Origin of the sequence: Embleya sp. NPDC059237, from assembly GCF_042754105.1 — a bacterium.
In the GTDB taxonomy this organism is placed as follows: domain Bacteria; phylum Actinomycetota; class Actinomycetes; order Streptomycetales; family Streptomycetaceae; genus Embleya.
The window spans coordinates 1,488,898-1,501,119 of sequence record NZ_JBHZAE010000001.1; the positions used below are offsets into that span (position 1 = coordinate 1,488,898).

The window sequence follows — 12,222 nt, forward strand, 5'->3', positions numbered from 1 at the left end:
GCTACCCGGGTTCGGCGCGGCCGACGATCGTGCCGCCGCGGTCGATCGCGATCACGTCCACGGTGATCGGGATCTCGCTGCCGCGCAGCAGGTCGCGCGCCGCGTCCCGGGCGGCTTCGGCCACCGCGTCGCCGAGCGGGACATCGGCGGCGCGGGCCAGTTGCAGGGCGTGCAGCGCGGTGTTCGCGGCGCGGATGTTCGCGACCAACTCCGCGTCCCCGCCCACCGCCGCGGCCCGCTCGGCGAGGTGGTCCAGGTTCACCTGCGAGCGGCCCGAGTGCAGGTCGAGATGGCCGTCGGCGAGCTTGGAGAGCTTGGCGAAGCCGCCGGCGATGGTCAACCGCGAAATCGGATGCCGGCGCAGGTACTTGAGCAGCGCACCCGCGAAGTCGCCCATGTCCAGCAGGGCCGTGCCGGACAACCCGTGCACCTCGGCGCCGACCCGCTCCGACGTGGTGCCGGTGGCGCCGAGCACATGTGTCTCGCCGGTGGCCGCCGCGACGTCGATGCCCCGGCGGATCGAGTCGATCCAGGCCGAGCACGAGTAGGGGATCACGATGCCGGTGGTGCCCAGGATGGACAGGCCGCCGAGGATGCCCAGGCGCGGATTCCAGGTCTGCTCGGCGATGCGCTCGCCGTCGTCCACGGACAACTCGACCGTGACGTCACCGGTGCCGCCGTACGTGCCGGCCACCCGCGCCACCGCCTCGCGCATCAGCATGCGCGGGACGGGATTGACCGCCGGTTCGCCGACGGGCAGCGGCAGACCGGGCAGCGTCACGGTGCCGACCCCGGACCCGGCCCGGAACGTCACCCCGGACCCGGCCGCCGCGTGCCGCACGGTGGCCCGGATCAGCGCACCGTGCGTGGCGTCCGGATCGTCCCCGGCGTCCTTGATCACACCCGCCATCGCCACGTCGGCGCCGCGCTCCTCGACCGCGAGGGCGAACGCCGGCGTCTGCCCGCCGGGCAGGTACACCGTCACCGGATCGGGGAACTCGCCGGTCAGCAGGGCCTGATAGGCGGCCGTGGTGGCGGCCGTGGCACACGCTCCGGTGGTCCAGCCGCGACGCAGCGGGCGATCGGGGCGTGTCATCGGAGCGGGAGCCGATCATGAGCGAGGCGACACCATCCGACCGGCCGGCCGACGGTCGGGTGTTGCTGGTGCTCGGCGGCACCTCCGACGCCCGGACCCTGGCCGCACTCGTCGCGGACACGCCCGGACTGCGGGTGGTGTCGTCGCTGGCGGGGCGGACCCGGGCGCCGGTGTTGCCGGTCGGCGAGTCGCGGGTGGGCGGCTTCGGCGGCATACCCGGCCTGGTGGCGTGGCTGCGGGCCCGGGACGTGGCGGGCGTCGTCGATGCCACCCATCCGTTCGCGGCCCGCATCTCGGCGCACGCGGTCGCCGCCTGCGCCGAGGTCGGCGTACCGCTCCTGCGGCTGCAACGGCCGGGCTGGACGGCCGGGCCGGGCGACGACTGGCACCCGGTCGACTCGGCCGCGCACGCCGCGCGGGTGTTGCCCGGCCTGGCCCGCCGGGTGTTCCTGACCACCGGGCGCATGGAGACCGCGCCCTACGCGCACCTGGACGATCTGTGGTTTCTGCTGCGCAGCATCGAGCCGCCCACCGGCGCACTGCCCCGGGCCTGCGAAGTGTTGTTGGCCCGAGGCCCGTTCACGGTCGAGGACGAGATCGCGCTGATGCGCGACCGCCGCGTCGAGGCGATCGTCACCAAGGACAGCGGCGGCACCCGGACGGCGGCCAAGCTCACCGCGGCGCGCGAACTCGGCCTGCCCGTGGTGCTGATCCGCCGTCCCGAGGCGACCGCGCCGGAACAGGTCACCGACGCGGCGAGCGCCGCGCGCTGGGTCCTGGCCAGGGCGGCGGCGGGCGGGGTGCCGGGCGGGGCGTGAGTCGTACATATCAGTCACTGTGACACAAATCCGCATGGCGACCCCGCCCCGCACGCTCAGGCCGGGTAGCGACGCGGCGTGTACACGCCGGTGCCGCCGTCGGGGCGCGGGTAGGCGCGGGTCTGGGACGAGCCGATGATCAGCAGCGTGCGCATGTCGACCACGTCCGGGTCCAGGTCGGCGAGGCGGACCACCCGCACCGACTCGCTCGCACCGCCGACGTCGCGGCCGACCACCACCGGGGTGTCCGGCGAGCGGTGCTTCAGGAACAGGTCGCGGGCCTCGGCGACCTGGGTCCGTCGGGTCTTCGAGGCCGGGTTGTAGATCGCCACCGCTAGGTCCGCCTCGGCGGCGGCGGTCAACCGGCGCTCGATCACGTCCCACGGCTTGAGGATCGCGGACAGGCTGATCACACAGAAGTCGTGGCCCAACGGCGCGCCCGCGCGCGCCGCCACGGCCTGCATCGCGGACAGCCCCGCGACCACCCGGACCGGGACCTCGGTGGCCGTTTCGTGCGCGGCCTCCAGCACGGCCGAGGCCATCGCGAACACGCCCGCGTCGCCGGAGGAGACCACCGCGACCCGGCCGCCCGCCTCGGCCAACGCGATGGCGTGGCGGGCGCGTTCGGCCTCGACCCGGTTGTCGGTGCGGTGCCGCTTCTGGCCCGGGCGGGGCTGGACGCGGTCGACGTACGGGCCGTAGCCGACCACGTGGTCCGCGGCGGCGAGCGCGGCGTGCGCGTCGGGGGTGAGCCATTCGGGGCCGGCCGGGCCCAGGCCGACCACGTCGATCGAGCCGAGTTGACCGGTGGGTTCGGGGATGGCGTAGTCCGGCTCCGGCTCGTGCGGGGTGCGGTTGGTGGCGAACTCGCCGCCGGGCGCGGTGGAGGGGGTGATCACCAGGGAGAAGTACGGGACTTCGGCAGGGTCGACCTCGGCGAGCGGGCGCACCCGCTGCCGCTCGGTGGTGGCGCGTTCCACGTACCACGTACGATCGGCCAGTCCGGCCTGCTCGAACGCGCCCCGGACGGCCGGGAAATGCCGCTTGCCGAGCTTGATCACCGCGGCCGAGTCGGCGGTGCGCAGCCGCGCCGCGAGCACGTCGGGCGGGAGCGTACCGGGCAGGATCGTGAGCACCTCGTCGTGTTGGACGAGCGGGCGGCCCAGCACCGCCGCCGCGCCGCTGACCGAGGTCACCCCGGGGACTACTTCGACGGGGTAGCGGTCGGCGAGCCGTTCGTGCCAGTACATGTACGAGCCGTAGAAGAACGGGTCGCCCTCGCACAACACCGCGACGTCGCGACCGGCGTCCAGATGCGCGGCGATCTCGGCGGCGGTCGTGTCGTAGTAGTCGGCGAGCGCGCCGTCGTAGCCGCCGGGGTGATCCGTGCTCTCGGTGGTCACCGGGTATTCCAGCGGCAGGCGCAGCTGGGTCGCGGTCAGATACGGCTCGGCGATGGTGATCGCGACGCCGCGGGCGCCCTTCTTGACCGGGTACGCGACCACGTCGGCCGAGGTGATCAGGCGGTGCGCCTTGAGGGTGATCAGCTCGGGGTCGCCCGGGCCGAGGCCGATGCCGTACAGGCGGCCGGTGGTGGTCACGCTGTGCTCCTGGGGGTGGGTGTGGGGGTGGTGCCGCGGGTCCGCGGGTCGCTCGTGCGGGGCATCGGCTATTCCTGCTCGCTCGCGAGTGCGTTCAGCGCGGCGGCGGTCATCGCGCTGCCGCCGCGGCGGCCGTGCACGACGAGGTAGGGGATGCCGGCGGGGTGCTCGGCGAGGGCCTGCTTGGATTCCGCCGCGCCGATGAAGCCGACCGGGATGCCGATGATCGCGGCGGGGCGCGGGGCACCCTGGTCGATCAGTTCGAGCAGCCGGAACAGCGCGGTGGGCGCGTTCCCGACGGCCACCACGGCACCGCCCAGGTCGTCCACCCACAGGTCCACGGCGGCGGCACTGCGGGTGGTGCCCTGCTCGGCGGCGAGCACGGGGGTGCGGGGGTCGGCGAGGAGGCAGCGCACGTCGTTGTCCCGGGGCAGCCGCTTGCGGGTCACCCCGGACGCGACCATGTTCGCGTCGCACAGGATCGGCGCCCCGTCGCGCAGGGCGGCCGAGCCGGCGCGGGCCACGTCGGGATGGAAGCCGACGTCCTGCGGCAGGTCGGTCATGCCGCAGGCGTGGATCATCCTGACGACGACGCGCGAGACGTCCTCGGGGAAGCGGGACAGGTCCGCCTCGGCCCGGATGGTCGCGAACGAACGCCGATAGATCTCGGGGCCGTCCTTGATCCAGTCGTCCACGTCGGCTGCTCCTTCGCCCGCGAGCGGGGTGATGGTGGTCGGGGTGCGTGGCGGTGGGCCACGGCGGGGGTGGGTCGGAGGTGGGCGCCGACGCTCATGTCCGGCTCGGCGGCCCGGTCGGCGCGGTCGACCCCTCGGCGCCCGGCGGCCCGGCGGCACCCGGCCGGAGGGCCAGGTAGCCACCGTCCTCCCGGGCCACCAGCACGGTTGCCCCGGCGGGTGTGCCACAGGCGCGGGCACAACCGACCCAGTGTGTGGCGACACGCCTGTGGGAGGCCGGAGCGGCGTCGCCGGAGAGGTCTTCGTCCAGGTCTTCGTGCAGGTCTTCGTCGAGGACGAGTGCGGCGGCCCGGGAGTGGCCCAGCGCGTGGCGGGTCGCCTCCGCGCGGACGTCCGCCAGGGCTCGGCGGCACGCTCCCAGGCCGCTGCACGCGCTCACCCCGCGCCACGGCGACGCGGGGTCGGCGGACAGACCGGCCGCCGCCAACCCGGCCGACACGCCCGCCGGGTCGACCAGGTCGCGGACCACCAGGCCCCGGGAGCCGGTGATCCGTACCTCGGTCCCCGTCGTGACCAGCGCGCGCAAGTGTTCCGGCGTCAACCGCCCGAGCGGCACCGAGACCCCGACGGCGTACCGGCCGTCGCTTTGCCGCAGCACCCCGATCGGCGGCCCCGCGTCGCGCCGCCGCGCATCCGGGTGCGTCACCGCGCCGGCCGGGATCGGTCCGGGACGTCCCGGGTCGCCGCCCAGTTCGGCGGCGAACGCCACCGCACCGTGCGGGAGTTCGCGGACGTGCCAGGCGCCGCTGTCGGCGCGGGCGGTCAGGAACGCGCGGGCCGCGCGGACGATCGCCGTCGCCGCGTCGGCCGGGGCGAAGCGCCATCCCGTGTCGTGGCCGGCGGCGTACAGCGCGACGGTGTTCGCCGACCGGGCCACCAGGTCCAGGTCGTGGCGGGCGGAGGCGATCGGGAGGCCGCCGTCGTCGATGCCGATCAGGAAGCGGCCGGACAGCGCGGTCAGGTCCGGCGCCGCGCACACGGCCTCGTCCACGGCGGCCAGGATCGGGTCGGCGTCGAGCAGGGCCCGCGGATCGCGACCCGCCAGCGGGCTCGCCAGGATGTTGCGCACCCGGTCGTGGCTGCGCGAGGGCATCAGGCCGGCCGCCGCGACGGCCTCGGCGAAGGCGGGCAGGTCGGCCTCGCCCAGGCCGCGCAGTTGGATGTTGGCGCGGGCCGTCAGGTCCACCGAACCGGTGCCGAACCGCCGTGCCAGGGACGCGAGTTCGCGCACCTGGTGGGGCCCGAGTCGGCCGCCCGGCAGGCGTACGCGCGCGATCAGTCCGTCGTCGGCGGGGGACGTGTCCACGACCCCGGGGCAGGCGTCGTCACGGTCTCGGATCGGCACCGCCCCCACCCCCTTCGTGCCGCCTCGCCGGCCTGCGTCGGGGTGTCCGGTCGGTCGCCCCGGGCCGGATCACGCGCCGGCCAGATGCGACACTGTTGCATATGGACGACGGTGTACAGCACCCCACCCCCGACCCCGTGGCCGAGGCGGTGCGGCAGATCCGTGCGCACGGCGAGCGGGTCACGGTGGCGCGTACGGCGGTGTTGCGCGTCCTCGCCGACGCCGACGAACACCTGAGCGCCGACGCGATCTTCGCCGCCGTCTCCCGCGCGGCGCCGGGGGTACACCGGACCACCATCTACCGGGCGCTCGACGCCCTCGAACGCCTCGACCTGGTCGCCTTCACCCGGCTCCGGCACGACGCGGCCACCTACCACCTGGCGGGCCATCTCGTCGGCGGCGCACGGGTGTACGTACGCTGCCGGGTCTGCGGCACGGTCGGCCACGCTCCGGGCGACCTGCTGGACGACGTGGCGTTCCGGCTGGCCGCGGAACAGGACTTCGCCCTCGACCCGACCGCCGTGGCCCTGACCGGCCGCTGCGCACGCTGCGCCAAGCCGACCTGAGCCGCCGGTCCGACCCGCTCGGCCCGTGCCGGCCCCGCCCGGCCCCGCCTCGGCTCGGCCGGGTCCGGGCCCACGTCGCGTGCGGAGGTCGACGTGGGCCCGGCGGCGGCAGCGATGGCGGCGGACCGCGTCGGGTGCGGGTCAGGCCGGGAGGACGAAGCGGTAACCGTTGGACAGCGCCTCGGGCACCCATACCTCCAGTGCGGCGACCGTCTGGTCGCGGTTCCCGCCGCCGTCGTGGTTGAGCACGATCGAGCCGGTCGTGAGTGAGCTCATTACCCGCTCGGAGATCGCGTCCGCACCCGGGCGCGACCAGTCCACCGGATCGACCGACCAGCCCAGCGGACGCAGACCGCGAGCGCTCAGCGCGCCCATCACCTCCGGCGACCAGCCGCCGTACGGCGCGCGGAACCACTGGACCCGATACCGGGGCAACACCCGTGCGATCGCGGCGAGGTTGCGGTCGACCTCCTCGGCCACCTCGGTGGCTTTCAGGAGCCGAAGGTCCGGGTGGGACCACGAGTGGCCGGCGACCATGTGTCCGGCGTCGTGGATCGCGCGTAGCAGCTGGGGATGTTTCTCGACCTGGGCGCCCACGACGCAGAACGTCGCGCGCACCTGATAGCGGCGCAGTACTCGCAGCACCTCGGGGGTGTTGTCGGGATGTGGTCCGTCGTCGAAGGTCACCGCGATGCGTTGGGGGCCGGCGTCGACCGTGTCGACCGGGTCCGGGACGAAGGCGGGACGGGGGGAGGGCTGCTTGTCCGTGGCGAAAGCGGACGGAGCGGCGGCGAAGAGACCGAGGGTGGCGGTTGCGGCGGCGCCCATCAGCACCGTGCGACGTGACGACATGGCGGAAGTGGTGTCCATGTCGTGTGTCTGGCATACGTTTGTGATCACTTCGGTGCGGACACGCACGAGTCGGGCGGAGTTCACCGGTTCGGAGCACATGATCACACCGGTGCGGATCGCCCCGCCGAACCCACCGAGGCCGGCTCACCGCCCCGGGGCCGGCCCACCACCCCCGACGCCGGCCCGGGTGATCCACCCGAGCCGGCGTCACGCGCGCGGCCTACTTCTGCGCGGCCCGGTGCCGCTCGGCGGCCAGCCCGACCACGACGCCCATCACCGCCGCCGCGGCCATCAGACCCGCCTGGATCTCGAACGCCCGGGCGAATCCGTCGATCGCCGCCCGGCCCCGTTCCACGCCCGACTCGACCTGGTTCCTCGTGTGATCGGTGGCGACCGTGACGAGCACCGCGATGCCGATCGCCGCGCCGATCTGCTGGCACGTCGTCACCATCGCCGACGCGACCCCGCCCTCACCCTCGCCCGCACCGCCGGTCGCGGTGTTGATGATCGCGACGAACGCCACCCCCAGACCCAGCCCGGTGATCACCAGCGCGGGCAGCAGGTGCGCGGCGAACGAGCTGTGCGCGTCCAGTCGGCTGAGCGACCACATGCCGCCGGCCGCGACCGCCGGACCGACGCTGACCGGCAGCAGCGGTCCCCGGTGCGCGAGCAGCTTGGTGGACACCGCCGCGCCCGCGCCCATGCCGACGCTGAACGGCAGGAACGACAGGCCGGTGCGCATCGGCGACCAGCCCTGGATGCGCTGCATGTACAGGGTCAGGAAGAAGAACATCGCGAACAGCCCGCCGGCCGCGACCAGGACGAGGACGTCCGCGAGCACCACGTGCCGCATCCGCAACAGGGCCCGGGGCAACAGCGGTCCGGCCGCAGCGCGTTGGCGCACGGTGAAGCCGACGGCGAGGACGACGGCCACGCCCAGGCCGACCAGGGTCCGGGTCGAACCCCACGGGTGCTTGTCGGTCTCGACCACCGTGTACACCAGGGTCAGCACGGCGGCGGTGCCGAGCGCCGCACCGGCGAAGTCCGGTACCCGGCGCGGCGCGTCGCGGTCGTCCGGGCCGATCGTGCGGGGCAGCGCGAACAGCGCGAGCGCGCCGATCGGCAGGTTGATCAGGAAGATCCAGCGCCAGTGGGTCCATTCGACGAGCGCGCCGCCCAGGAGCAGTCCGGTGGCCGCGCCGAGTCCGGTGAGCGCGGCCCACGTGCCGAGTGCGCGGGCCCGCTCGGCGGGGTCGCGGAAGGTGGCCAGCAGGATCGACAACGCGGCGGGGGAGAGCAGCGCGCCGGCGATGCCCTGCGCCGCGCGGGCGCCGATCAGCACCCCGGCGTTCGGGGCCAGTCCGCACACCGCCGAGGCCAGAACGAACACCGTCAGGCTGATTCCGAACAACCGGCGCCGGCCGAGCAGGTCGGCCAGCCCACCGCCGATCAGCAGGAAGCCACCGAAGGTGAGGAAGTAGGCGTTGGTGACCCAGGACAGCGAGCTCTCGCCGAACTCGAGGTCGTCGCCGATGGTCGGCAAAGCGACGTTGACGATCGTGTCGTCGACCAGCAGGACGAACTGGGCGGCGCACACCAGCAGCAGCACGAGCTTGGGGTTCGTCGGGCGGCCGGAACGTTCGGGCGCGGAAGTGTCGATCCCCCGTGGCGCGGCGGTGACGGGTATCCCTGAGGCAGCCATCGGCCATTCCTACGTTCGTAGAAGCAGTTTCTATAGTTGTAGAGAAAATCTCTACAAGCGTCAAGCTCGGGGATAATGGACCCATGCCGCACGACAACGAACCCGCCACGTCGTCCCCGACCCCCGCCCGGGCCGACCGCCGCACGCTGATGCTCGACGCGTCGATCCGGGTGCTTGCCTCACAGGGGTTGCGCGGGCTGACCCATCGCGCGGTGCAGGAGGAGGCGGGGTTGCCCAACGGCTCGGTGACGTACTACTTCAAGACGCGCGATCAGCTGATCCTGGCCGTGATCGACCGGATGGCCACCCTCGACAAGATGTACGCCAACGAGATCACCCACGAGCTGATGCGGATGACGGCGGTGCGCCCGATCGCCATCGACTACCCGCGGATCGCCCGGTTCGTGCGCGAGTGGTGGAACGACGGCCGGGACGTGCAGTTGGCCCGCCTCGAGCTGGAACTCGCGGGCGCGCGCGAGCCGTTGATCCGCGAGGAGATGATCCGCTGTCAGGCCGAGTTCCGCGGCTTCGCCGAACTGGTCGCGCTGGCCCTGGGATCGACGAACGCGCGCCTGGACGGGCACGTCCTGCTCGCCCTGCTCCAGGGGCTGCTGTTCGACCACGTCACCCGCGACTGGGAGGACCCGGAGATCCTGGAGGTCGGCCTGCGCCGGGCGATCGAGTCGGTGCGGTACTGAGGCCCCGGGCGCGGGCGCGTCGGGGCCCGCGACGGTCCGGCCCCGCGAGCCGGCGCCGAACCCGTCCGACGGTCAGTGCCGGTGGTGGCCGTGCGAATCCGAGTCGTGCACCACGTCGGTGATCCGGCTGACACCGTTCACTCGCTCGGACAACGACGGCAGCACGCCGAGCGACGGCCCGACCGCCAGTGCCACCACCATCAGCACGAGCATCGCGGCGGCCTGCGTGGTCCGCCGGGTCCACCAGCGCACGCCCGTCGCCCGGCCGGGTGCCCGCTCGTTGTCGTTGCGCGTTCGTGTTGCCATCGCTCGACGAACAGCCATCTCTCCGACTCCCCATCCATCGCACGCCACCCTTCGACGGTTGTGGCCTCGCGCCGTCGATCCCCTGCCGTGCTGCCTCCACTCTCGTCCTTTTCCGCCCGGACGTCACGGGGCGCGAACCCCTTCGCACAGGGTTCTCACAGACTTGTGACAGTCCATTGGTCCCGGCAACACCGACCATGGGGATTCCCGCCACGGAAACGGCACGCGGCGGACGGCGGATCCGGCGGGTCAGCCGCCGAGTTCGACCGGCAGGCTGCTCAGTCCGCGCACCCGGATCGAGGGCTGCCAGGAGATCGGCGCGTGCCGCCGGATCTTCGGAAAGCGGGTCAGCACGGTACGGACCGCGATCTCGCCCTCCAGGCGGGCCAGTGGCGCGCCGATGCAGTAGTGGATGCCCTGGCCGAAGCTCAGATGGCGGGCCGGGTCGGGCCGGTCGAGCCGGATGCGGTCCGCGTGCGGGTAGCGGCGCGGATCGCGGTTGGCCGCCGCGATGGACAGCAGGACCGTGTCGCCCGCCGGGATGGTCACCCCGCCCAACTCGAGGTCCTCCAGCGGGAATCGCCGGATCGCGAGCAGCGCCGGGGACATGTGCCGGGCCACCTCCTCGACCAGGGTCGGCACCGCCTCCGGGTCGGCCCGCAACGCGTCGCGCAACACTTCGTCGTCCACCATCGCGTACAGCGCGCCGGCCATCAGATTGGCCGAGTTCTCGTAGCCGGCGAACAGCAGCAGGAAGGCCAGTGAGGTGAGTTCGTCCTCGCTCAGCCGATCGTCGGCGTCCCGCGCGGCGATCAGCGCGGACAGCAGGTCGGGGCCGGGATTCGCCCGTTTGGCCGCAAGCAGCGCGACGAAGAACGTGTACATCTCGCGCACGGTCGCGCGGATGCCCTCGCGCGTGGCGTCGGCGCCGAGCACTGCGTTGGTCCAGGTGCGGAAGTCGGTCCGGGACTCGGCCGGTACGCCGAGCAGTTCGGAGATCGCGCCGACCGCGAACGGGGTCGCGAAGTCCCGGACCAGATCCACTCGTTCGTGGCCGGCGAGGTCGTCGGCCAACGTCTGGGCCGCACGCTCCAGTTCGGGGCGCAGGTTCGCGGTGTGCCGCGCGGTGAACGCCTGGCCGGCGAGTCGACGCAGCCGGGTGTGGTCGGGCGGGTCCATGTTCAGCAGGTTGGCGTCCAGGGCGGGCGGAAGTTCGAACCCCTTGTAACCACCGGGCCTGGCATTGGACTTGTCCAGTGAGAACCGGGGATCGCCGAGCGCCGCCTGTACGTCGGCGTGCCGGGTGACCAGCCACGCCGGGCTGCCGTCGGGCGCGACGATCGTGTGTACGGGACCGGCCTCGCGCATGCGGGCGAAGACACCGTGCGGATCGTGGGCCATGGCGCGGGCGACATCCACCGGGAACCGCTTTCGGTCGGCAACAACACGTTTTGCCAACCTATCGACGCCACCGGGCGAAGCCAAACCGCCCGGCCCAGGGTCCCGCTCGGCCCGGTCCCGCTCCGCCCGGGCTCGGCTCAGCGCGGGAGTCGGTCCAGGAAGTCGGCGATCAGCGGGGCCACCTCCGCAAGCTTGTCCTCCAGCGCGAAGTGGCCGGTGTCCAGGACATGCACCTCGGCGTCCGGCAGGTCGGCCAGGTAGGCGTGCGCGCCGGCCTCGGGGAAGAACATGTCGTTGCGGCCCCACACGATCAGCGTCGGCGGGCGGTGCGCGGCCAACCACGCCTGCCAGTTCGGGTACAGCGCGACGTTGGTGTGGTAGTTCAGGGCCAGGTCGACCTGGGCGTCCTTGCGCCCCGGCAGGTCCAGGAAGTGCTGGTCCAGCGTCCAGCCGTCGGGGGCCACCAGCGTCGGGTCGGCCGTACCGCCCTCGTACTGGCCGCGCGTGACCGGCAGGACCAGCAACTCGGCGGCTCGATCCCGCGCACCGGCGACCTCGGGGGTGAGCGCGACGAAGTCGCGGGCCACTTCGGACAGGCCCTCGGCGTACGCGTTCGCGTTCTGCACGATCAGCCCGGCGACCGCCGCCGGCCGCCGCTCGGCCAGCCGCATGCCGACCGGCCCGCCGAAGTCGAAGGTGTAGAGCACGTAGCGGTCCAGGCCGAGCGCGTCCACGAATCCCTCGACCACGTCGGCCAGCCGATCGAACGAGTAGGTGAACCCGTCCGGCACCTCGGTGTGCCCGAAGCCGGGGTAGTCCGGCGCGACCAGGTGGAAGTCGTTGCCGAGCACGTCGATCAGCCGGCGGAACTGATGCGAGGCCGACGGGAATCCGTGCAGCAGGAGCAGCGTGGGCGCGTCCGCGGGTCCGGCCTCGCGGTAGAAGACCCGAACCCCGTCGACCTCCACGAACCGGTGCGCCACCTGCGGAATCACGGCGATGTTCATGATCTTCTGCCTTCGTCGTCGGGCTGGTGGATCAGTTCTATCGATCTTCGATCTAATGAGTCAAGGATAAGTTAA

At 73.1% G+C, this 12,222-nt stretch carries 12 protein-coding genes; 3 read left to right on the forward strand and 9 right to left on the reverse strand.

The window, feature by feature from the left end; translation table 11 throughout:
- Position 1 precedes the first annotated feature (1 nt).
- The gene (locus tag ACFXKZ_RS06475) at positions 2–1,096 is read right to left on the reverse strand and encodes a cobalt-precorrin-5B (C(1))-methyltransferase (protein ID WP_379997007.1); all 1,095 of its coding nucleotides are present in this window, start codon (positions 1,094–1,096) and stop codon (positions 2–4) included.
- 17 nt (positions 1,097–1,113) lie between these two features.
- Here ACFXKZ_RS06475 and ACFXKZ_RS06480 point away from each other — a divergent pair, with 17 nt between their 5' ends.
- Positions 1,114–1,914: a cobalt-precorrin-6A reductase gene (locus tag ACFXKZ_RS06480; RefSeq protein ID WP_379997009.1), complete on the forward strand. Its 801-nt coding sequence runs from the start codon at positions 1,114–1,116 to the stop codon at positions 1,912–1,914.
- A 56-nt stretch (positions 1,915–1,970) separates the two neighbouring features.
- Here ACFXKZ_RS06480 and ACFXKZ_RS06485 read toward each other — a convergent pair whose 3' ends face one another.
- The 3 genes from ACFXKZ_RS06485 to ACFXKZ_RS06495 all read right to left on the reverse strand — a co-directional run bounded on the left by ACFXKZ_RS06485 (position 1,971) and on the right by ACFXKZ_RS06495 (position 5,615).
- On the reverse strand, positions 1,971–3,515 hold the full coding sequence (locus ACFXKZ_RS06485) for a precorrin-2 C(20)-methyltransferase (RefSeq protein ID WP_379997011.1): 1,545 nt from the start codon (positions 3,513–3,515) through the stop codon (positions 1,971–1,973).
- Positions 3,516–3,583: 68 nt separating this feature from the next.
- Positions 3,584–4,210 carry a precorrin-8X methylmutase gene (locus ACFXKZ_RS06490; protein ID WP_379997013.1) on the reverse strand — a complete coding sequence of 209 codons (627 nt, stop codon included), beginning with the start codon at positions 4,208–4,210 and terminating at the stop codon, positions 3,584–3,586.
- A 94-nt stretch (positions 4,211–4,304) separates the two neighbouring features.
- Positions 4,305–5,615, reverse strand: a complete 1,311-nt coding sequence (locus tag ACFXKZ_RS06495) for a cobalamin biosynthesis protein CobG (protein ID WP_379997015.1) — start codon at positions 5,613–5,615, stop codon at positions 4,305–4,307.
- Between the two features lie 101 nt (positions 5,616–5,716).
- Here ACFXKZ_RS06495 and ACFXKZ_RS06500 point away from each other — a divergent pair, with 101 nt between their 5' ends.
- Positions 5,717–6,181, forward strand: a complete 465-nt coding sequence (locus tag ACFXKZ_RS06500) for a Fur family transcriptional regulator (RefSeq protein ID WP_379997017.1) — start codon at positions 5,717–5,719, stop codon at positions 6,179–6,181.
- A 141-nt stretch (positions 6,182–6,322) separates the two neighbouring features.
- On the opposite strand, the gene ACFXKZ_RS06505 is transcribed toward ACFXKZ_RS06500, so the two are convergent.
- Together ACFXKZ_RS06505 and ACFXKZ_RS06510 are read right to left on the reverse strand one after the other, a co-directional pair.
- Entirely contained in the window at positions 6,323–7,051 is a 729-nt protein-coding gene (locus ACFXKZ_RS06505) for a polysaccharide deacetylase family protein (protein WP_379997019.1), read from the reverse strand.
- Between the two features lie 202 nt (positions 7,052–7,253).
- Positions 7,254–8,735, reverse strand: coding sequence for an MFS transporter (locus ACFXKZ_RS06510; RefSeq protein ID WP_379997021.1), 1,482 nt, complete (start codon positions 8,733–8,735; stop codon positions 7,254–7,256).
- A gap of 83 nt (positions 8,736–8,818) precedes the next feature.
- Here ACFXKZ_RS06510 and ACFXKZ_RS06515 point away from each other — a divergent pair, with 83 nt between their 5' ends.
- Positions 8,819–9,433 carry a TetR/AcrR family transcriptional regulator gene (locus ACFXKZ_RS06515; protein WP_379997023.1) on the forward strand — a complete coding sequence of 205 codons (615 nt, stop codon included), beginning with the start codon at positions 8,819–8,821 and terminating at the stop codon, positions 9,431–9,433.
- 72 nt (positions 9,434–9,505) lie between these two features.
- Here ACFXKZ_RS06515 and ACFXKZ_RS06520 read toward each other — a convergent pair whose 3' ends face one another.
- From ACFXKZ_RS06520 to ACFXKZ_RS06530, 3 genes are all read right to left on the reverse strand, one after another.
- A complete protein-coding gene (locus tag ACFXKZ_RS06520; RefSeq protein WP_379997025.1) occupies positions 9,506–9,739 on the reverse strand; it encodes a hypothetical protein in 234 nt (77 codons plus the stop codon).
- Positions 9,740–9,988: 249 nt separating this feature from the next.
- Positions 9,989–11,140 (reverse strand): cytochrome P450, encoded by a 1,152-nt coding sequence (locus tag ACFXKZ_RS06525; RefSeq protein WP_379997027.1) that lies wholly within the window; start codon positions 11,138–11,140, stop codon positions 9,989–9,991.
- A gap of 137 nt (positions 11,141–11,277) precedes the next feature.
- On the reverse strand, positions 11,278–12,147 hold the full coding sequence (locus ACFXKZ_RS06530) for an alpha/beta fold hydrolase (protein WP_379997029.1): 870 nt from the start codon (positions 12,145–12,147) through the stop codon (positions 11,278–11,280).
- Between the last annotated feature and the right edge of the window lie 75 nt (positions 12,148–12,222).

Coding starts and splice junctions, on each gene's coding strand:
- ACFXKZ_RS06520 (WP_379997025.1), bottom strand. CDS start 9,739: ATGGCAACACGAACGCGCAACGACAACGAGCGGGCACCCGGCCGGGCG.
- ACFXKZ_RS06525 (WP_379997027.1), bottom strand. CDS start 11,140: ATGGCCCACGATCCGCACGGTGTCTTCGCCCGCATGCGCGAGGCCGGT.
- ACFXKZ_RS06475 (WP_379997007.1), bottom strand. CDS start 1,096: ATGACACGCCCCGATCGCCCGCTGCGTCGCGGCTGGACCACCGGAGCG.
- ACFXKZ_RS06500 (WP_379997017.1), top strand. CDS start 5,717: ATGGACGACGGTGTACAGCACCCCACCCCCGACCCCGTGGCCGAGGCG.
- ACFXKZ_RS06505 (WP_379997019.1), bottom strand. CDS start 7,051: ATGGACACCACTTCCGCCATGTCGTCACGTCGCACGGTGCTGATGGGC.
- ACFXKZ_RS06515 (WP_379997023.1), top strand. CDS start 8,819: ATGCCGCACGACAACGAACCCGCCACGTCGTCCCCGACCCCCGCCCGG.
- ACFXKZ_RS06530 (WP_379997029.1), bottom strand. CDS start 12,147: ATGAACATCGCCGTGATTCCGCAGGTGGCGCACCGGTTCGTGGAGGTC.
- ACFXKZ_RS06510 (WP_379997021.1), bottom strand. CDS start 8,735: ATGGCTGCCTCAGGGATACCCGTCACCGCCGCGCCACGGGGGATCGAC.
- ACFXKZ_RS06480 (WP_379997009.1), top strand. CDS start 1,114: ATGAGCGAGGCGACACCATCCGACCGGCCGGCCGACGGTCGGGTGTTG.